Source organism: Hydrogenophaga sp. ANAO-22, from assembly GCF_042466645.1.
Classification (GTDB): Bacteria; Pseudomonadota; Gammaproteobacteria; order Burkholderiales; family Burkholderiaceae_C; genus Hydrogenophaga.
This window is the reverse complement of sequence record NZ_CP159956.1, coordinates 2778218-2796354: the sequence shown is the minus strand read 5'-3', so window position 1 is coordinate 2796354 and position 18137 is coordinate 2778218. Positions and strand designations below refer to the sequence as shown.

The following is an 18137-nucleotide window of genomic DNA, read 5'->3' as shown; positions in this document are numbered from 1 at the left end:
CGCAGCGTCAACCGGTGGGCGCGCGGGTCAGAGCAGGGTGGTGTCGAAGCCCGCTTCGCGCAGGCGCTCGATGACCTGTTCGATGTGCTCGCGCCCACGCGTCTGCAGCACGAGTTCGATCGCCACGTTCTGCGCTGCCAGCAGCGTGAAGGCGCGCTGGTGGTGCACTTCGTCGATGTTGGCGCCGGCCTCGGCCACGGTGGCCGTGATGCGCGCCAGGTTGCCGGGCACGTCGCGCGCGTTGACCTGGATGCGCGCCAGGCGGCCCGCGCGGACCATGCCGCGCTCGATGATGGAGGCCAGCAGCATCGGGTCGATGTTGCCGCCGCTCAGCACCAGGCCCACGCGCTTGCCCGCGAAGCGCTGCGGGTGCTTGATGAGCGCGGCCAGGCCGGCGGCGCCCGCGCCTTCCACCAGCGTCTTCTCGATCTCCAGCAGCATCACGATGGCCTGCTCGATGTCGCCCTCGTCGACCAGCAGCAGGTCGTCCACCCGCTGGCGGACGATGGCCTCGGTGACCACGCCCGGCGTGCCCACCGCGATGCCCTCGGCGATCGTGCTCGTGCCCTGCGGCAGGTTCGTGCCCTTGATGGCGTTGACCATGGCGGCAAAGCGCTCGGTCTGCACGCCCACGATCTCGATGTCGGGCCGGATCGCCTTGGCCGCCGTGGCGATGCCGGCGATCAGGCCGCCGCCGCCGATGGCGATCACCAGCGTGTCCAGATCGGGCTGCTCGCGCAGCATTTCCAGCGCCACCGTGCCCTGGCCGGCGACGATCGCTTCGTCGTCGTACGGGTGCACGAACACCAGGCTCTGCTGCTGCGCCAGCTCACGGGCGTGCGCGCGAGCCGCATCCAGCGTGTCGCCGTGCAGCAGCACCTCGGCGCCGAAGCCGCGCGTGCGCTCCACCTTCACGCCCGGCGTGAAGCGCGGCATGACGATCACCGCGCGCACGCCCAGCCGGTGCGCGTGGTAGGCCACGCCCTGGGCGTGGTTGCCCGCGCTCATGGCCACCACGCCGCGCGAACGCTCCTCGGGCGTGAGCTGCGCCAGCTTGTTGCAGGCGCCTCGTTCCTTGAAAGAGGCGGTGTACTGCAGGTTCTCGAATTTCAGGAACACCTGACAGCCGGTGAGCTGGGAGATGGTGCGCGATTCGACGAAGGGCGTGTCCAGCACCTGGCCGGCGAGGCGACCGGCGGCGGTCTGGATGTCGTGTAGTTGCAGCATGGCGCGATTGTGTACCGGCCATGACGGTGTGGTGCGAGGGCAAAGCCCGACAAATTGCTCAAACCGTTCGTATCACTCTCTTCCATGATTCATCAAGCTGGGTTATGGTCCGCTGAAATGTCGGCTCCCCTGGCATGGCGTCACGGGAAGGCATTTCTGGAGGTGTCTGGATGACCAAGCGCTCGCTGCAGTCCGCTGCATCGGCGGCCCGCACCGTACTCGATGCACGCGAAGGCCGTGCCCCTCTCGCGGGCGAGGGGCGCGTTTTCGTGCCCCATGGCCTGCGCCAGGCGCCCGTGCTCGACCTCATGTGCTCGCATTTCGTGCTCACGCTGGCCGCGCGCCAGGGCCCGCGCTTCAACGTGCGGCGCGACCTCAACACCCTGCTCTCGCTCGCCGGCCGCCACCTGGTGTGGCCCCACACCGTGCTGCTGCGCCTGCGCGAGTTCCTGCAGCGCCGCTGCAAGGACAACGAACTCTGGAGCGGCCACGACGGCCTGACCACCAACGCCTTCATGGAGCGCTACGGCGTGTGGCGCGGTCCGTACGAAGAAGGTACGCTGTTCTTCTACCTGGACGAGTACGCCAAGGAGTCGCCCAAGGACCTGCTGTCGGTGCTGGCCGTCACCGGCGACTGGCTCAGCCACTCGCTCAAGAAACAGTCCACGCTGGTGGAGAAGAACATCGACGCGCTGGCCAGCCTGCTGCAGCTCAACCGCGCCGAGCGCGCGCTGCTGCTGTACGGCACGCTCGCGCGCTACCAGCGCGACCTGCGCTCCATCCTGGTCGAGTTCAAGGTCAACAACGCGCCCGAGGCCTACGCGGCCATCGCCGACGTGGCCGGCGTGAAGGCCAGCGAGGTGGGCGAGGCGCTGCGCGCGGGCTCGCGCCTGGAGCGCATCGGCATGGTGGAGAACCTGATCTCCGAACACAACATCACCGATCTGGCCGACCTCATGAAAGTGAGCGAGAAGCTGCCGCCGGTGCTGATGCGCGAGTACCGCACGCAAAGCGAGCTCATGGCCGTGTTCACCCGGCCGGCCGCGCGCTCGGCGCTGACCGCGAAAGACTTCGACTATGTGGGCGAAGACGTGCGCCTGCTCTGCGGCCTGCTGCGCGAGGCCGTGGCGCGCAAGGAGCCGGGTGTGAACGTGCTGATGTACGGTCCGCCCGGCACCGGCAAGACCGAACTCGCGCGCGTGGTGGCGCAGGCCGCCGGCCTGGAACTCTTCGAGGTGGAGTACGCCGACCGCGACGGCAACGCGCTCTCGGGCCGCGACCGCTACCGCTCGCTGCAGATCGCGCAGGTGTTCCTCAAGGGCACGGCGCACTCGGCGCTGCTGTTCGACGAGGTGGAAGACGTGTTCCCGCCAATCTCCAGCGAGGCGGCGCAGATCATGGCGCGCGCCGAACACGTGGCGGCCGCGCACACCGGCAGCGTCAGCGGCAAGGCCTGGGTCAACCAGATCCTGGAGACCAACGCCGTGCCCACGCTGTGGGTGACCAACCGCATCGAGCAGATCGATCCGGCCTTCCGCCGCCGCTTCGCCTACCACCTCGAACTCAAGAGCCCGCCGCCCGGCGCGCGCGAGCAGCTGGTGCGCAAGACGCTGGAAGGCGCGCCGGTGTCCGATGGCCTGGTGGCGCGACTGACCGAACGCAAGGGCCTCACGCCCGCGCAGATCCGCACCGCGCTGCGCTTCGCGCAGCTGGCGGGCCAGCCCGCGCCCAAGCGCGGCAGCAAGGCGCGGGCGGCCGAGGCGGCCGCGCCCGTGCTCGACGAACTGATCGAGCGCCAGCTCAAAAACGCCGACCTGGCTCTGGGCCGCAAGCCCGACCTGGTGCAGCGGCCCAGCGCCACGCAGTACAGCCTGGACATGCTCAACGTCGAATCGCGCTACGAACTGCCGCGCGTGATCGCCGCGCTCAAGGCGCGCGGCCATGGCTGCCTGTGTTTCCACGGCGCGCCCGGCACCGGCAAGACCGCGCTGGCCGAGCACATGGCCCAGCAGCTGGACCGCCCGCTGATGATCCGCCGCGCGAGCGACCTGGTGAGCAAGTTCGTGGGCGAGACCGAGCAGCAGATGGCGGCCATGTTCCGTGAGGCCGAGGCCGAGAAGGCGGTGCTGCTGCTCGACGAGGCCGACAGCTTCCTGCAGGACCGGCGCGGCGCGCAGCGCACCTACGAGGTGACCGAGGTCAACGAGATGCTGCAGGGCATGGAGCGCTTCGCCGGCATCTTCATCTGCACCACCAACCTGATGGACAGCATCGATCAGGCGGCACTGCGGCGCTTCACCTTCAAGATCCGCTTCAAGCCGCTCACGGCGAGGCAGCGCGAGACCATGTTCGTGGTGGAGGCCCTGGAGGGCGATGCCACGCGCCTGGACGCGGGCTTGGCCGCCCGGCTGGCCAAGCTGGAGCAGCTATGCCCGGGCGATTTCGCGGCTGTGAAGCGCCAGGTGGAGATCCTGGCCGAAGCGCTGGCCCCCGAGGAGTTCATGGCCCAGCTGGAGGCCGAGCACCGCATCAAGCCCGAGGTGCGCGAGGCCAGGGGCATCGGCTTCGTGCACTGATCGAACGAGGCAAAAGAAAAGGCCACCCGAAGGTGGCCTTTTCTTATCCAGTGGCAGCGCGGAACCGGCTTTGCCGGGTCGCTGCTGCCGCCCCTTGGGGGGTGACGCCGCAGGCGGGATGGTCAGTGCAACAAGGCCATCGGGCCGCTGGGCAGGTCGTCCGCCGAGTACTCGGGGTGGTTGGAGACGAAGAAGCGCAGCTTCTGGTCGAGCCGGGCGACGCGGCTGTTGGCCACGCTTTCGCAGTGGTGCTTGGAGATCAGGCTGAACAGCTTGCTGCGCAGGAACCAGAGATCCTTGGGCGTCTGGCAGGACATCAGCGCGGCGTGCACGCGCTGGCGCACCGGGTCCTTGATGTCGGCCATGGCTTCATGGAACTCGTCAACCAGAAAATCCAGTTCCAACACCTGGGTGTCGTGGTACTGCGGCTGTACCTGCCGGGATTTGCCAAACCATGGCAACCTGAAAAACATGACGCGCTCCGTTTCGTGGGTCTCAGGCCGAGGGGACAAGAAGTCCTCCGGCTACATCTGAAACATCGGCGCGGCAGGCGCAAGCTTGAGCGGCAGCGGGGCCCGACAGACGGTGCGCCGACAGGCGGTTGAGGGCCTAGAACCTAGGTAATCAAAGGTCGGAAAAGATCCCGGCTGTCATCAGACGAAAGCACTCACGACCCGAAGCACGTCCGAGCCGTAGGCTTCGCGTTTTTTCTGGCCGATGCCGGCAATGCCGTCCAGATCGGCCAGGGTTTCGGGTTTTCGGCCGGCGATCGCGCGCAGGGTCGCGTCGTGAAAGATCACGAAGGCTGGCAGGTTGTGCTCGCGCGCCACGCCCGCGCGCCAGGCCTTGAGGGCCTCCAGGCATTCGCGTTCGGACAGGCTGAGCGGCACGCCATCGTCCTTGGCGGTGGCGCGCGAAGCGCGTTGCCGGCCGCTGCGCGTCGAGCTGGTGGCCTTGTCCGCCAGCGACTTGAGCCACACCGGGCTCTGGCCCTTGAGGATGTCGCGCGCCGCGTCGGCCAGGTGCAGGGTGTTGTAGGGCGCGTCGTGCACCTGCACCGCCTCGCGCGCGATCAGCTGGCGCAGCAGCGCGCGCCACTGGGTTTCGGAGAGGTCGGCGCCGATGCCGAAGGTGGACAGCTTCTCGTGGCCGTACTGTTTGACCTTGTCGGTGGCCTTGCCGCGCAGGATGTCCATGATGTGGCCGGCACCGAAGGCGGTGCCGCTGGCCTGCTGCACGCGGTAGATGCACGAGAGCAGCTTGCGCGCCGATTCGGTGGCGTCGTGCAGCTCGGGCGGCGTGAGGCAGTTGTCGCAGTTGCCGCAAGGCTGGCTGGCTTCGCCGAAGTACGACAGCAGGCGCACGCGCCGGCAGTCGCTGGCTTCGGCCAGCGTGAGCAGCGCGTCGAGCTTGCCGCGCAGCACCTGCTTGAACTCGTCCGCCGCCGGGCTTTCGTCGATCATGCGGCGCTGGTTCACCACGTCCTGCAGGCCGTAGGCCATCCAGGCGTTGGCGGGCTCGCCGTCGCGGCCCGCGCGGCCGGTCTCCTGGTAGTAGCCCTCGATGTTCTTGGGCATGTCCAGGTGCGCGACGAAGCGCACGTCGGGCTTGTCGATGCCCATGCCGAAGGCGATCGTGGCCACCATGATCAGGCCCTCTTCGCGCAGGAAGCGGTCCTGGTGGCGCTGGCGCACGGCCGCGTCCAGGCCCGCGTGGTAGGGCAGCGCGTTGAAGCCGGCCTCGCACAGCATCGTGGCCACTTCCTCGACCCGGCGGCGCGACTGGCAGTAGACGATGCCGGCGTCGTGGCCGTCGGCACCGGTGTGCTCGTCGCGGATGAAGCGCTGCAGCTGGGTCGTGGCGTCCTTCTTCTCCACCAGCTGGTAGCGGATGTTGGGCCGGTCGAAGCTGCTGATGAAGGTGCGCGCTTCCTGCAGCTGCAGGCGCTCGACGATGTCGGCGCGCGTGAGGTCGTCGGCGGTGGCCGTCAGGGCCACGCGCGGCACGCCGGCGTAGCGCTCGTGCAGCACCACCAGGGCGCGGTACTCGGGGCGGAAGTCGTGGCCCCACTGGCTCACGCAATGCGCTTCGTCGATGGCGAACAGGCTGAGCTTGCTGCGCTCGTGCAGCGAGTCGAGCAGCGCCAGGAAACGCGGCGTGGTCAGGCGCTCGGGCGCCGCGTAGAGCAGGGTCAGCTCGCCGCGCAGCATCTGCTTCTCGACCTGCTGCGCGTCTTCCAGCGACAGGCTGGAGTTGAGAAAGGCCGCGGCCACGCCAGCCTCGATCAGCGCGCCCACCTGGTCGTGCATCAGCGCGATCAGCGGCGAGACCACCACGGTCAGGCCCTGGCCGGCGCGCTCGCGCACGATGGCCGGCACCTGGTAACACAGCGACTTGCCGCCGCCCGTGGGCATGAGCACCAGCGCGTCGCCACCGGCGCCCACGTGCGAGACGATGTCGGCCTGCGGGCCCCGGAAGGCGCCGTAGCCGAACACCTCGTGCAACACGCCGAGGCTGGTTTCCAGGATTTCGCTGCCGGGGGCGATGTCGATGGCTTCGGTCATCCGTTTTACATCTGCTCCCAGGGCAGGCCGTCGTGGCGCCAGCCGTTGAGGCTGGAGCGCTTGAAGTCGTCGTTGAGTTCGCCCTCGAAGCCGTGCAGCACGTGCGCCACGTCGCTGAAGCCGGCGGCCTCCAGGGCCTGGCCCGCGTCCAGCGTGCGTTTGCCGCTGCGGCAGATCAGCAGGATCGGCCGGTGCTTGCCGCCGGCCTCCTGTTCGACCGACGACGCAAAGCGCGCCGGGTCGGGCGTGAGGTCGGGGTATTCGTACCAGGGAATGTTCTCCACGCCGGGCGGGCGGCCCACGTAGAGCGACTCGATCTCCATGCGCACGTCGACAAACAGCGGGGGCTCTTCGCCACGGGCCGCGCGCTGCTCGCGTTCGGCCTGCAGCCAGGCCCAGGCCTGCTGGGGCGTGAGGTGTTTCATGGCGGGTATTGTCGGGGAATTCGCAGGGCCGCCCGGATGACCGCGGGCCCTGGGCCTGGGAGCCTACCTACAATCCAGGGCATGAACGCCCCTGCCTACACCCGCGCCCAGGCGCTGCCCGAGATCCTGAAGCACCGCATCGCCATCCTCGACGGCGCCATGGGCACCATGATCCAGCGCTTCAAGCTGGGTGAGGTCGAGTACCGGGGCGAGCGTTTCAAGGACTTCCACAAGGACGTCAAGGGCAACAACGAGCTGCTCAGCCTCACGCGCCCGGACGTGATCCGCGACATCCACGAGGGTTACCTCGCCGCCGGCGCCGACCTGATCGAGACCAACACCTTCGGCGCCACCACCATCGCGCAGGACGACTACGAGATGGGCCACCTCGCGCGCGAGATGAACCTGGCCTCGGCCCGCCTGGCCCGCGAGGCCTGCGACAAGTTCAGCACGCCCGACAAGCCGCGCTTCGTGGCCGGCGCCCTGGGCCCCACGCCCAAGACCGCGAGCATCAGCCCCGACGTGAACGACGCCGGCGCGCGCAACGTCACCTTCGAGCAGCTGCGCGCGGCCTACCTGGAGCAGATCGAGGCCCTGGTCGAAGGCGGGGCCGACGTGCTGCTGGTCGAGACCATCTTCGACACGCTCAACGCCAAGGCCGCGCTGTTCGCGGTGGACGAGTTCTTCGAACAGTCGGGCCAGCGCCTGCCGCTGATCATCAGCGGCACCGTGACCGACGCCTCCGGCCGCATCCTCAGCGGCCAGACCGTGACCGCCTTCTGGGCCAGCGTGCGCCACCTGCAGCCGCTGGCCGTGGGCCTGAACTGCGCGCTGGGCGCGGCGCTGATGCGCCCCTACATCCAGGAACTGGCCAAGGCCGCGGGCGACACCTTCATCAGCTGCTACCCCAACGCCGGCCTGCCCAACCCCATGAGCGACACCGGCTTCGACGAGACGCCGGGCGACACCAGCCGCCTGCTGCGCGAGTTCGCGGCCGAAGGTCTGGTCAACATCGTGGGCGGCTGCTGCGGCACCACGCCGCAGCACATCGAGGCGATCCGCCTGAGCGTGGAGCCCATGGCGCCGCGCAGCGTGCGGCGCGACTTCTTCTACAAGGAAGCGGCCTGAAGCCCCACGGCGGCGCGGGGTTGGAAGGACCTCGTGCATAATCGCCGTTCCCTTCAAGGGGAGTAGTCAGTCCACCACCCGGCGTCCAGCCGGGCCTCGGTGGGCGGGGTTTCCGTCATTACGTGGCCTGCGGGCCACCGGGAATCCAGAGCCGCGCCACGCGCGGTGGTGACAAGACCTTGGGGTGTTTGTTCAACACCAACCTGAGGTTTTTCAATGGAAAGCATTGCCCCGCTGTGGCTGTGGGTCGTCTTCGTCGTGTTCGTCGTGGCGGCTCTGTTCGTGGATTTCGTCGTGCTCAAGAAGCAGGGCTCGCACGCCGTGGGCGTGAAGGAGGCGCTGAACTGGTCGTTCGCCTGGGTGGCGCTCAGCCTGCTCTTCAACGGCCTGTTCTGGTGGGCCGTGAAAGACAGCACCGGTTCGAGCGCGATCGCGACCGAGAAGTCGCTCGAATTCCTCACCGGCTACCTGATCGAGAAGAGCCTGGCGGTCGACAACATCTTCGTCTTCCTGCTGATCTTCAGCTACTTCGCCGTGCCGGCGGCGTTCCAGAAACGCGTGCTCATGATCGGCATCCTGGGCGCGATCGTGCTGCGCACCGTGATGATCCTGGTGGGCGGCTGGCTGCTGGCGCAGTTCCACTGGATCCTCTACGTGTTCGGCGCCTTCCTGGTGCTCACGGGCGTGAAGATGTGGTGGGCCGCCGGCCAGGAGCCCAGCCTGGACGAGAACCCCGCGCTGAAGCTGCTGCGCCGCGTGCTGCCCGTGAGCAAGGGTTTTGACGGCGAGAAGTTCTTCACCGTGGAGAACGGCAAGCGCATCGCCACGCCGCTGCTCATGGTGATCTGCCTGGTCGGCTTCACCGACGTGATCTTCGCGGTCGACTCCATCCCGGCCATCTTCGCGGTCACGCGCGACCCGTTCATCGTGCTGACCAGCAACGTGTTCGCCATCCTGGGCCTGCGCGCCATGTTCTTCCTGCTGCAGGCCGCGGCGAGCCGCTTTCACCTGCTCAACTACGGGCTGGCGCTGATCCTGGTCTTCATCGGCACCAAGATGCTGCTGATCGACATCTACAAGATCCCGGTCGCGGTGGCGCTGGGCGTGGTGCTGTCCATCCTGGCCGTCACCATGCTCTGGAGCGCGCGCACCGCGAAGGCCTGACGCGTCAGTCCAGGTCGGGCACCAGCCGGTCGATCTCCTGCTGCATGGAGAACACCAGCTGGCTGTAGAGCTGCAGCTTGCTGTCGGCCTCGCGCAGGCGCCGGCTCAGGCGCAGCGCCACGGCGCTGAGCAGCTTGGCGGCGGTGGCGGGCTCTTCGGCGATCAGCGCCTCCAGCGCATCGCGCGTGAGCACCGCGCAGCGCACCTCGGTGCTGGCGGTGCAGGTGGCCGAGCGCGCCGCGCCGTCCATCAGCGACATCTCGCCCATCAGGTGGCCGGGGCCGAGCACGTTGACGGTCTGGGCGTCGACGCGGCTCACGTTGAGCGCCTCGACCGTGACCTCGCCTTCCACCACCAGCGCCATGAAGCCGTCGTCACCGCTGCCCCCGCTGTCGCCCTGGCGGATGATGGCCTCGCCCTCGGCGCAGCGCCGCACCTCCATGTAGGCCACCACCGTGAGCGCCTCGCGCTCGCTGAGCTGGATCAGCGCGTTGGCCGAGCGCAGCAGCTCCGCCGCGCGCCGGGCCGTGCCCGAAGCGCTCGCGCGGGCGCGGCGCTCGTTGGCGGGGCGCGCGCCGAACAGGGTGTTGAACAAGGCCATGGCGGGTGACGGGTGGGCGGGGTGGGCAAACCAAGCGATTGTCGTGCCTTCTGGCGCCATGCACCGCTTTGGCACATCGATTGCTTGGGTAAGGCCCATGCACCTGGACGCCAACCACCTCGTCAGCCGGCCCGAAGCGCCCGCCACCACCGGCGCCTGGCGCGACCCGCTCGCGCTGCTGCTGGCCTCCACCGGGGAGGGGGTGTTCGGCGTGGACCTCGACGGCCTGTGCGTGTTCATCAACCACGCCGGGGCCCGCATGATCGGCTTCGAGCCGGCCGAGCTGCTGGGCTCCAACATGCACGACCTCACCCACCACTCGCACGCCGATGGTGCGCACTACCCGGTGGAGGACTGCCCGATCTTCAACGCCTTCCGCCAGGGCCTGCCCTGCCGCATCGACAGCGAGGTGTTCTGGCGCCGCGACGGCAGCAGCTTCCCGGTGGAGTACTCCAGCCACCCCATCGTGGACGGCGGCGAGGTGCGCGGCGCGGTCGTCACCTTCGTCGACATCACCGAGCGCAAGCGCGCCGCCGACGCCCTGCGGCGCGCCAAGGACCAGCTGGAAGAGCGAGTGGGTGAGCGCACGCTCGCGCTGGCTACCGCATTGAAACAGGTGCGTGAACTGGCCGCCCGCTCGGAAACCGTGCGCGAGGACGAGCGCACCCGCATCGCGCGCGAGGTGCACGACGAGCTCGGCAGCCTGCTGGTGGCGCTCAAGATGGACGTGAACTGGATGGACAAGCGCCTGTCCGAGCAGGAGCAGCGCAGCGCCGACGCCGCGCACGACATGCGCGAGCGCATGCGCTGCAAGTGCCAGAACATGAGCCGGCTGATCGAGACCGCGGTGGACAACGTCGGCCGCATCATCACCGACCTGCGCCCCAGCATCCTGGACCACCAGGGCCTGTGGGCCGCGCTGGAGTGGCAGGCGCAGGAATTCGTGCAGTCGGCCGAGCTGGCGCTGGACTGGCACCTGGCCGTGGCCGAGGCCCCCGAGCCGCCCGAACCCCTGGCCATGGCGGTGTTCCGCATCTTCCAGGAGATGCTCAGCAACGTCGGGCGCCACGCGCACGCCGACCGCCTGGGTGTCCACATCGTCGTGCGGGGGACTGCCTTGCAGCTGACCGTGCAAGACAATGGCGTGGGTGCGCCGCCGCAGGCCTTCGAGGCCGCGAATGCCTATGGCGTGATGGGCATGCGCGAGCGGGCGCGCCATTTCGGTGGCGATATTCAAATAGAGAGCGCACTAGGCCAGGGCACCCGCATGTGCCTGACGGTGACACTGCTCCCGGAGACACAGGCACAGACATGAACACCTCTTTCGACCTGCTGGCCGAGACCATCCGCGTGCTGATCGGCGACGACCACCGCATCGTGCGCGAAGGGCTCAAGCAGATCCTGGCCGATGCGCCCGACGTGCAGGTGGTGGCCGAGGCCCAGACCGGGCCGGACGTGCTGGCGCAGGTGCGCGAGCTCGGCGGCAGCCTGGGGCTGGACCTGGTGCTGCTCGACATCGCCATGCCCGGGCTCGACGGGCTGGACGTGCTGCAGGCCATCAAGCGCGAGCACCCGCGCCTGCCGGTGCTCATGCTCAGCACCTACCCCGAGAAGCAGTACGCGGTGCGCTGCATCCGCCTGGGTGCCTGCGGCTACCTGAACAAGAGCGCCGACCCCGACGACATGCTTGCCGCCGTGCGCAAGGCCGCCGGCGGCGCGGTGTTCGTGAGCCAGGCCACGGCCGAGGCGCTGGCCGCCGCCGTGGGCAGCGCGGGCGCGCAGGGCGGGCCCGAGGCACTCTCGCACCGCGAGTACCAGGTCTACCGCCTGCTCACCCAGGGCCGCACCGTGAGCGAAATTGGTGCACAGCTCGGCCTGGCGCCCAACACCGTGAGCACTTACCGTGCGCGCGTGCTCGAGAAGACCGGCGCGAAGAACGACGTGGAACTCGCGCTCTACGCCGAACGCCACGCGCGCGCGCCCAAAAGCGCCTGAGATCGCCTGAAAGGCCGCGTTTTGTAGGGCTGGCCCTACACCGCGTCGGTCGGCGCGGCACGACTTGCGCCACGCAGCGCGCGGCACCCGGCTTCTGGCCCGGTGCTTGCAAAGAGCCCCTCGTCTTCAACACACGAGGTGCGCCATGTCCGACTTCTTCGATCCCTACAACGCCGATCGTCCGCTCATGATGAAGTGCAGCTGCGGGCGCGAGCACACCGTGGCCGACCACCACGCCGAGGTGGCCGCCGACAGCGCCGCCATCGAGCTGCGCCGGCGCAGCGAGACCGCCGAGTTCGAGGCCTACAGCAACGAGTTCATCGAGGCCACCCTGGTCAAGGCGCTGTTCCCGCAGGACGAGGTGCGCCGCCGCTTCCTGCGCGCGGTGGGCAAGGGCACGGCCATGGCCGCCATCGCCAGCGTGCTGCCGGTGACCAGCCTGCAAGCCCTGGCGCAGGAGGCCGGCACCAAGAAAGGCACGCTGGAGAAGACCAACCTCAAGGTCGGCTTCATCCCCATCACCTGCGCCACGCCGCTGATCATGGCCCACCCGCTGGGCTTCTACAGCAAGCAGGGCCTCAACGTCGAAGTCACCAAGACGGCGGGCTGGGCCCTGGTGCGCGACAAGATGATCAACAAGGAGTACGACGCCTCGCACTTCCTCTCGCCCATGCCGCTGGCCATCTCGCTCGGCCTGGGCAGCAACGCCACGCCCATGAACGTGGCCACGGTGCAGAACATCAACGGCCAGGCCATCACGCTCGCGCTCAAGCACAAGGACAACCGCGATCCGAAGAACTGGAAGGGCTTCAAGTTCGGCATCCCGTTCGACTACTCGATGCACAACTTCCTGCTGCGCTACTACCTGGCCGAAAACGGTCTGAACCCGGACACCGACGTGCAATTGCGCGTGATCCCGCCGGCCGAGATGGTGGCCAACCTGCGCGCGGGCAACATCGACGGCTTCCTCGGCCCCGACCCTTCAACCAGCGCGCGGTGTTCGACGAGGTCGGCTTCATCCATGTGCTGACCAAGGACCTCTGGAACGGCCACCCCTGCTGCGCCTTCGGCACCAGCACCGAGTTCATCCAGAAGAACCCCAACACCTTCGCCGCGCTCTACCGCGCGGTGCTCACCTCGGCCGCCATGGCGCGCGACCCGAAGAACCGCGAACTCATCGCCAAGGTGATCGCGCCCAGCCAGTACCTCAACCAGCCCGAGGCCGTGCTCACGCAGGTGCTTACCGGCCGCTTCGCCGACGGCCTGGGCAAGATCCAGACCGTGCCCGACCGCGCCGACTTCGACCCCATGCCCTGGCAGAGCATGGCGGTGTGGATGCTCACGCAGATGCAGCGCTGGGGCTACATCAAGGGCGAGGTGAACTACCAGCAGATCGCCGAGAAGGTATTCCTCATCACCGACGCGCGCAAGCACATGAAGGAACTCGGCCAGCCCTTCGCGGCCGGCCCGGGTTATGCCAAGCACACCATCATGGGCAAGGTGTTCGACCCGGCCAAACCCGCCGAGTACCTGAAGAGCTTCGCGATCCAGAAGGCGGCCTGAATATGAAAGTCGCCAGTCTCAACCTGCGCGCCGCGCTGGTCTCCCTGCTGCTGTTCGCCGTTTTCATCGGCGCCTGGCAGCTCTCCACCAGCGGGCCCAGCATCGGCGGTTCCTCGGCCGGCATGACGGCCGAGGAAATCGAATACGCCAAGATGATGGGCAAGGACCCCGGCGCGGCCAAGAGCACCGGCTTCCCGCCGCCGATCGAGGTGGCGAAGGCGAGCTGGGCCCAACTGGCCGACCCGTTCTACGACAAGGGCCCGAACGACAAGGGCATCGGCATCCAGCTCGCGCACTCGCTGGCGCGCGTGGGCCTGGGCTTCGTGCTGGCCATGGCCGTGGCCATCCCGCTGGGCTTTCTCATCGGCATGTCGCCGCTGATGCGCAAGGCCTTCGACCCCTTCGTGCAGGTGCTCAAACCCATCAGCCCGCTGGCCTGGATGCCGCTGGCGCTCTACACGCTCAAGGACTCGGACGTCAGCGGCATCTTCGTCATCTTCATCTGCTCGGTCTGGCCCATGCTGATCAACACCGCCTTCGGTGTGGCCTCGGTCAAGCGCGAGTGGCTCAACGTGGCCAGCACGCTGGAGGTCAACCCGATCCGCAAGGCCTTCCAGGTGATCCTGCCGGCGGCCGCGCCCACCATCCTCACCGGCATGCGCATCAGCATGGGCATCGCCTGGCTGGTCATCGTGGCCGCCGAGATGCTGGTCGGCGGCACCGGCGTGGGCTACTTCGTGTGGAACGAGTGGAACAACCTCTCGCTCACCAACGTGATCTTCGCCGTGCTGCTCATCGGCGTGGTCGGCATGCTGCTCGACCTGATGTTCGCCCAGCTCCAGAAGGCGGTGACCTATGTGGAGTGAGTCCAGCGTGCGCGAAGGCGCGGTGGCCGCCCAGCCCGCCGCACCGGCCCCAACGAAAGCCCCCAAGATGACCGGTTTCCTCCAGGTTGAAAACCTCGCCAAGGCCTACCAGGCCGACAAGCCGGTGTTCGCCGATGTCTCCTTCGCCATCGACAAGGGCGAGTTCGTCTGCATCATCGGCCACAGCGGCTGCGGCAAGACCACCATCCTCAACGTGCTCGCGGGCCTGGACACCGCGAGCTCGGGCCACTGCTTCATGGACGGCCGCGAGATCGCCGGCCCCAGCCTGGAGCGCGGCGTGGTGTTCCAGAGCCACGCGCTCATGCCCTGGCTCACGGTGCGGCAGAACATCGCGTTCGCGGTGAAGTCGCGCTGGCCTGATATGCCGCGCGCCGACCTCAACGCCCACGTCGAAAAGTTCGTCGCGCTCGTGGGCCTGAGCCCGGCCATCGACAAGAAGCCCAGCCAGCTCTCGGGCGGCATGAAGCAGCGCGTGGGCATCGCGCGCGCCTTCGCCATCCAGCCCAAGATGCTGCTGCTCGACGAGCCCTTCGGCGCGCTGGACGCGCTCACGCGCGGCACCATCCAGGACGAGCTCATGGGCATCGTGCGCGAAACGCGGCAGACCGTCTTCATGATCACGCACGACGTGGACGAGGCCATCCTGCTGGCCGACCGCATCCTGCTCATGAGCAACGGCAGCGAAGGCGCCAACGGCTACGTGCCCGGCGGCATGGCCGAGGTGGTGGTCAACCCGCTGCCGCGCAGCCGCACGCGCGCGCAGCTGCACCACCTCGACGGTTACTACGACCTGCGCAACCACATCGTGGACTTCTTGGTCTCGCGTGCGCGAGCCCATTGAACCCCCCGCGTCGCCTTCGGCGCCTCCCCCCTCAGAGAGGGGGGCGACACCTGGGGCCGGCGGAGCCGGACCCGCGGTGTCCCTGGATTGAACCCTTTCACTCAACCGTTTCATCAACAAGAGGCAACCCATGAACCGACTCGACGTCACCGAAAAGATCATTTCCACCAAGGTGTCCAAAGGCATCAGCTGGGCCGACGTGGCCAAGAAGGTGGGCCAGTCCAAGGAATGGACCACGGCGCTGTGCCTGGGCCAGATGACCGCCTCGCCCGCCCAGGCCAAGGTGGTGGGCAAGATCTTCGGGCTCTCGATGGAAGAGCAGAAGTGGCTGCAGGTCGTGCCCTACAAGGGCTCGCTGCCCACGCCCGTGCCGACCGATCCGCTGATCTACCGCTGGTACGAGATCGTCAGTGTCTATGGCACCACCATCAAGGAGCTGATCCACGAAGAGTTCGGCGACGGCATCATGAGCGCGATCGACTTCAGCATGGACATCGAGCGCCAGGCCGATCCGAAAGGCGACCGCGTCAACGTCGTCCTCTCGGGCAAGTTCCTGCCCTACAAGCAGTACTGATGGAGCCGCGCCCACCGCTGCCGCCGTTCACGCGCGAGTCGGCCACCGAGAAGGTGCGCCTGGCCGAGGACGCGTGGAATTCGCGCGACCCCGACCGCGTCGTGAAGGTCTACACCGAGGACACGCGCTGGCGCAACCGCGCCGAGTTCCCGGTGGGCCGCGACGCGGTGCACGCCTTCCTGACGCGCAAGTGGGCGAAGGAGCTGGACTACCGGCTCATCAAGGAGCTGTGGGCCTTCGAGGCGAACCGCATCGCGGTGCGCTTCGTCTACGAATGGCGCGACGACTCGGGCCACTGGTTCCGCTCGCACGGCAACGAGAACTGGCAGTTCACCGCCGAAGGCTACATGGAGCAGCGCCACGCCAGCATCAACGACCGGCCGATCCACGAGAGCGAGCGGCTGTTCCACTGGCCGCTCGGCCGACGGCCCGACGACCACCCGGGGCTGAGCGCGCTCGGGCTGTGAGCGCGGCCCTCAGGCCGCGGGTGTTCCGGGGGCCTGCAGCTCCAGCCAGTCCTGGAACGCTTTCATGGCCGCGCTCTTGCGCCGCGTCTTCAGGCGCGTGAGCCAGTAGCCGCCCACGTCCACCTCGGCCTCGAACAGGCGCACCAGCCGCCCGCTCTGCAGGTCGCGGCTGAACAGCGACACCGGCAGCAGGGCCACGCCCGCGCCCTGGGCGGCGGCATCGGCCAGCACCAGCGAAGAGTCGAACATCGGCCCGGTGAGCAGGGGCGCGCGCCCGCCCACCGCCTCGAACCACTGCGCCCACTCGTCCGAGCGATAGGAGCGCAGCAGCGTCTCGCGCCCCAGGTCGGCCACCGCGCGGATGCGGTGCGCCAGGGCCGGCGCGCCCACCGGTGCCAGCGGCGCGGCCAGCAGGTGCCGCGTCTGCAGGCCGGGCCACTGGCCGTCGCCGTAGCGGATCGCGCAGTCCAGGCCCTCGGCCGCGAGGTCGATGCGGTTGTTGTGCGTGAACAGCCGCAGCTCCACGAAGGGGTGGCGCGTCTGGAAGTCGCGCAGGCGCGGCAGCAGCCAGCCCACCGCGAAGGTGCCCACCGCACCCACCGACAGCACCTCGCGCTTGTGCGCGCCCTTGAAGCTCTCCAGCGTGGCCGAGACGCGCGCGAACGCGTCCACCAGCGTGGGCAGCAGGGCCAGGCCCTCGTCGGTCAGCGCCAGGCCGCGCGGCACGCGCCGGAACAGCGGCTTGCCCAGGCGCTGCTCCAGGTTTTTCACATGCTGGCTCACGGCGGTCTGCGTGAGGTTGAGTTCCTGCGCGGCGCGCGTGAAACTCAGGTGGCGCGCCGACACCTCGAAGGCGCGCAGGGCGTTGAGTGGCAGGTCCATCGCTTTAATCCCCAAGTTTTTCCGTGGTGTGGCCTCGATTATTCCCGTTTGAACGGGATGGCCGTCCTGCCTACGATGCAGGCCTGATTCAAGAGGAACCACCATGACCGACCGACGCACCTTCTGCCTGGCCTCCGGCGCCACCCTGCTGGGCCTGATCCACGGAAATACTTGGGCCGACACCGGCGCGCTGCAGGACGCCCTGCGCGACATCGAGGCCACCGCCCGGGGCCGCCTGGGCGTGCACCTCATCGACACCGCCACCGGGCGCGAACACGGCTGGCGCGCGGACGAGCGCTTTCTGATGCTCAGTTCGTTCAAGCTGCTGGCCAGCGCGCTGGTGCTGGACCGGGCGGACCGGGGCGAGGAATCGCTGGAGCGGCGCATCCGTTACCGCCGGCAGGACCTCGTGTCGTGGTCACCCGTGACCGAACGCCACGTGGGTGGCGAGGGCCTGAGCCTGGCGCAGCTGTGCGAAGCCACCATCACCACCAGCGACAACACCGCCGCCAACCTCATCCTGGCCAGCTACGGCGGTCCGGGCGCGCTCACCGCCTACGCGCGCCGCCTCGGCGACCGCGTGACCCGGCTGGACCGCACCGAGCCCGAGCTGAATCGCCGCGCCGCGAGTGGAGAGCCCTGGGACACCACCACGCCGCGCGCCATGGCGCACACGCTGCGCGCGCTGCTGGTGGGCGACGCGCTGGCGCCGGCCTCGCGCGCGCGGCTGCTGCAATGGCTGCTGGCCAACACCACCGGCGGCAAGCGCCTGCGGGCCGGGCTGCCGGCGGGCTGGCGCATCGGTGAGAAGACCGGCACCGCCGGCGACGACGCCAACGACATCGGCATCGCCTTCCCGCCGCAGCGCGCGCCGGTGATCGTGACCGCCTACCTCGCCGAGAGCGCCACCGACGGCGCGACGCGGGAGGCGGCGCTGGCGAGTGTGGGGCGGTTGCTGGCGCGGCTGTGACGGCGCCTCATTGATTCATGCTGAGTTGTTGCCAACCCGCAGTACTCCCGCCATCAGTACCGGTCCTTGCGATCGCGGTAGCCTTCGGTGTCAGCGCCCCCGGCGATGTCAGCGAGCTCCTGAAGCTTCGGCGCGGGCATGACCATCAGGCCTTTGCCCTTGGGGATAAGCACCAATTCCTGACCAGCTTCCCAGCGCAACTGTTCGAGAACGGCCCTGGGGATGGAGATCTGGATCTCTCTGGAAAGAGGGTTGAAGACAGGCATGTAGGGG

At 68.5% G+C, this 18137-nt stretch carries 17 protein-coding genes and 1 pseudogene; 11 read left to right on the top strand and 7 right to left on the bottom strand.

The genetic code is table 11. The features are described from left to right. Nucleotides 1-27 precede the first annotated feature (27 nt). On the bottom strand, nucleotides 28-1227 hold the full coding sequence (locus tag ABSY19_RS13455; protein ID WP_382163442.1) for a threonine ammonia-lyase: 1200 nt from the start codon (nucleotides 1225-1227) through the stop codon (nucleotides 28-30). Between the two features lie 308 nt (nucleotides 1228-1535). Between ABSY19_RS13455 and ABSY19_RS13450 the strand changes: the two genes are divergently transcribed. Then, nucleotides 1536-3803 carry an ATP-binding protein gene (locus tag ABSY19_RS13450; protein ID WP_382163792.1) on the top strand — a complete coding sequence of 756 codons (2268 nt, stop codon included), beginning with the start codon at nucleotides 1536-1538 and terminating at the stop codon, nucleotides 3801-3803. Between the two features lie 122 nt (nucleotides 3804-3925). On the opposite strand, the gene ABSY19_RS13445 is transcribed toward ABSY19_RS13450, so the two are convergent. The 3 genes from ABSY19_RS13445 to ABSY19_RS13435 form a co-directional block, all read right to left on the bottom strand. Beyond that, complete coding sequence (locus ABSY19_RS13445; protein WP_382163440.1) at nucleotides 3926-4207, bottom strand: hypothetical protein; 282 nt, start codon at nucleotides 4205-4207, stop codon at nucleotides 3926-3928. Between the two features lie 249 nt (nucleotides 4208-4456). Beyond that, nucleotides 4457-6367 (bottom strand): DNA helicase RecQ, encoded by a 1911-nt coding sequence (gene recQ, locus ABSY19_RS13440; protein WP_382163438.1) that lies wholly within the window; start codon nucleotides 6365-6367, stop codon nucleotides 4457-4459. A gap of 5 nt (nucleotides 6368-6372) precedes the next feature. Continuing rightward, nucleotides 6373-6792, bottom strand: coding sequence for a rhodanese-like domain-containing protein (locus ABSY19_RS13435; RefSeq protein WP_382163436.1), 420 nt, complete (start codon nucleotides 6790-6792; stop codon nucleotides 6373-6375). 81 nt (nucleotides 6793-6873) lie between these two features. Here ABSY19_RS13435 and ABSY19_RS13430 point away from each other — a divergent pair, with 81 nt between their 5' ends. Together ABSY19_RS13430 and ABSY19_RS13425 are read left to right on the top strand one after the other, a co-directional pair. Beyond that, nucleotides 6874-7920 (top strand): homocysteine S-methyltransferase family protein, encoded by a 1047-nt coding sequence (locus ABSY19_RS13430; protein WP_382163434.1) that lies wholly within the window; start codon nucleotides 6874-6876, stop codon nucleotides 7918-7920. 216 nt (nucleotides 7921-8136) lie between these two features. Beyond that, on the top strand, nucleotides 8137-9084 hold the full coding sequence (locus ABSY19_RS13425) for a TerC family protein (protein ID WP_382163432.1): 948 nt from the start codon (nucleotides 8137-8139) through the stop codon (nucleotides 9082-9084). A 4-nt stretch (nucleotides 9085-9088) separates the two neighbouring features. Here ABSY19_RS13425 and ABSY19_RS13420 read toward each other — a convergent pair whose 3' ends face one another. Next, nucleotides 9089-9685, bottom strand: a complete 597-nt coding sequence (locus ABSY19_RS13420) for a cyclic nucleotide-binding domain-containing protein (RefSeq protein ID WP_382163430.1) — start codon at nucleotides 9683-9685, stop codon at nucleotides 9089-9091. A 97-nt stretch (nucleotides 9686-9782) separates the two neighbouring features. Here ABSY19_RS13420 and ABSY19_RS13415 point away from each other — a divergent pair, with 97 nt between their 5' ends. The 7 genes and pseudogenes from ABSY19_RS13415 to ABSY19_RS13385 all read left to right on the top strand — a co-directional run bounded on the left by ABSY19_RS13415 (nucleotide 9783) and on the right by ABSY19_RS13385 (nucleotide 16012). Further along, the gene (locus tag ABSY19_RS13415; protein WP_382163428.1) at nucleotides 9783-11000 is read left to right on the top strand and encodes a PAS domain S-box protein; all 1218 of its coding nucleotides are present in this window, start codon (nucleotides 9783-9785) and stop codon (nucleotides 10998-11000) included. After that, nucleotides 10997-11680, top strand: a complete 684-nt coding sequence (locus ABSY19_RS13410; protein WP_382163426.1) for a response regulator — start codon at nucleotides 10997-10999, stop codon at nucleotides 11678-11680. The genes ABSY19_RS13415 and ABSY19_RS13410 overlap by 4 nt, the downstream gene beginning before the upstream one ends. A 145-nt stretch (nucleotides 11681-11825) precedes the next feature. Beyond that, a pseudogene (locus tag ABSY19_RS13405) lies at nucleotides 11826-13243 on the top strand (CmpA/NrtA family ABC transporter substrate-binding protein). Between the two features lie 2 nt (nucleotides 13244-13245). Then, nucleotides 13246-14109, top strand: a complete 864-nt coding sequence (ntrB, locus tag ABSY19_RS13400; protein WP_382163424.1) for a nitrate ABC transporter permease — start codon at nucleotides 13246-13248, stop codon at nucleotides 14107-14109. Further along, nucleotides 14099-14971: an ABC transporter ATP-binding protein gene (locus ABSY19_RS13395; protein ID WP_382163422.1), complete on the top strand. Its 873-nt coding sequence runs from the start codon at nucleotides 14099-14101 to the stop codon at nucleotides 14969-14971. The genes ntrB and ABSY19_RS13395 overlap by 11 nt, the downstream gene beginning before the upstream one ends. A 130-nt stretch (nucleotides 14972-15101) precedes the next feature. After that, nucleotides 15102-15545: a cyanase gene (cynS, locus tag ABSY19_RS13390; protein ID WP_382163420.1), complete on the top strand. Its 444-nt coding sequence runs from the start codon at nucleotides 15102-15104 to the stop codon at nucleotides 15543-15545. Continuing rightward, entirely contained in the window at nucleotides 15545-16012 is a 468-nt protein-coding gene (locus ABSY19_RS13385) for a DUF1348 family protein (RefSeq protein ID WP_382163418.1), read from the top strand. Before cynS ends, ABSY19_RS13385 begins: the two co-directional genes overlap by 1 nt. Before the next feature lie 9 nt (nucleotides 16013-16021). Here the strand turns inward: ABSY19_RS13385 and ABSY19_RS13380 are convergent, their stop codons facing one another. Next, nucleotides 16022-16894, bottom strand: coding sequence for a LysR family transcriptional regulator (locus ABSY19_RS13380; protein ID WP_382163417.1), 873 nt, complete (start codon nucleotides 16892-16894; stop codon nucleotides 16022-16024). A gap of 103 nt (nucleotides 16895-16997) precedes the next feature. Here ABSY19_RS13380 and bla point away from each other — a divergent pair, with 103 nt between their 5' ends. Beyond that, the gene (bla, locus tag ABSY19_RS13375; RefSeq protein WP_382163415.1) at nucleotides 16998-17864 is read left to right on the top strand and encodes a class A beta-lactamase; all 867 of its coding nucleotides are present in this window, start codon (nucleotides 16998-17000) and stop codon (nucleotides 17862-17864) included. Nucleotides 17865-17917: 53 nt separating this feature from the next. Here the strand turns inward: bla and ABSY19_RS13370 are convergent, their stop codons facing one another. After that, nucleotides 17918-18130, bottom strand: coding sequence for an AbrB/MazE/SpoVT family DNA-binding domain-containing protein (locus tag ABSY19_RS13370; RefSeq protein WP_382163413.1), 213 nt, complete (start codon nucleotides 18128-18130; stop codon nucleotides 17918-17920). Nucleotides 18131-18137 lie beyond the last annotated feature (7 nt).

What these genes read in the sequence shown, in the direction of transcription:
- ABSY19_RS13370 (WP_382163413.1), bottom strand. Translation starts at nt 18,130, where the DNA reads ATGCCTGTCTTCAACCCTCTTTCCAGAGAGATCCAGATCTCCATCCCC.
- ABSY19_RS13385 (WP_382163418.1), top strand. Translation starts at nt 15,545, where the DNA reads ATGGAGCCGCGCCCACCGCTGCCGCCGTTCACGCGCGAGTCGGCCACC.
- ABSY19_RS13435 (WP_382163436.1), bottom strand. Translation starts at nt 6,792, where the DNA reads ATGAAACACCTCACGCCCCAGCAGGCCTGGGCCTGGCTGCAGGCCGAA.
- ABSY19_RS13450 (WP_382163792.1), top strand. Translation starts at nt 1,536, where the DNA reads ATGTGCTCGCATTTCGTGCTCACGCTGGCCGCGCGCCAGGGCCCGCGC.
- ABSY19_RS13425 (WP_382163432.1), top strand. Translation starts at nt 8,137, where the DNA reads ATGGAAAGCATTGCCCCGCTGTGGCTGTGGGTCGTCTTCGTCGTGTTC.
- ntrB (WP_382163424.1), top strand. Translation starts at nt 13,246, where the DNA reads ATGAAAGTCGCCAGTCTCAACCTGCGCGCCGCGCTGGTCTCCCTGCTG.
- ABSY19_RS13415 (WP_382163428.1), top strand. Translation starts at nt 9,783, where the DNA reads ATGCACCTGGACGCCAACCACCTCGTCAGCCGGCCCGAAGCGCCCGCC.
- ABSY19_RS13420 (WP_382163430.1), bottom strand. Translation starts at nt 9,685, where the DNA reads ATGGCCTTGTTCAACACCCTGTTCGGCGCGCGCCCCGCCAACGAGCGC.
- ABSY19_RS13455 (WP_382163442.1), bottom strand. Translation starts at nt 1,227, where the DNA reads ATGCTGCAACTACACGACATCCAGACCGCCGCCGGTCGCCTCGCCGGC.
- recQ (WP_382163438.1), bottom strand. Translation starts at nt 6,367, where the DNA reads ATGACCGAAGCCATCGACATCGCCCCCGGCAGCGAAATCCTGGAAACC.
- bla (WP_382163415.1), top strand. Translation starts at nt 16,998, where the DNA reads ATGACCGACCGACGCACCTTCTGCCTGGCCTCCGGCGCCACCCTGCTG.
- ABSY19_RS13430 (WP_382163434.1), top strand. Translation starts at nt 6,874, where the DNA reads ATGAACGCCCCTGCCTACACCCGCGCCCAGGCGCTGCCCGAGATCCTG.
- cynS (WP_382163420.1), top strand. Translation starts at nt 15,102, where the DNA reads ATGAACCGACTCGACGTCACCGAAAAGATCATTTCCACCAAGGTGTCC.
- ABSY19_RS13410 (WP_382163426.1), top strand. Translation starts at nt 10,997, where the DNA reads ATGAACACCTCTTTCGACCTGCTGGCCGAGACCATCCGCGTGCTGATC.
- ABSY19_RS13395 (WP_382163422.1), top strand. Translation starts at nt 14,099, where the DNA reads ATGTGGAGTGAGTCCAGCGTGCGCGAAGGCGCGGTGGCCGCCCAGCCC.
- ABSY19_RS13380 (WP_382163417.1), bottom strand. Translation starts at nt 16,894, where the DNA reads ATGGACCTGCCACTCAACGCCCTGCGCGCCTTCGAGGTGTCGGCGCGC.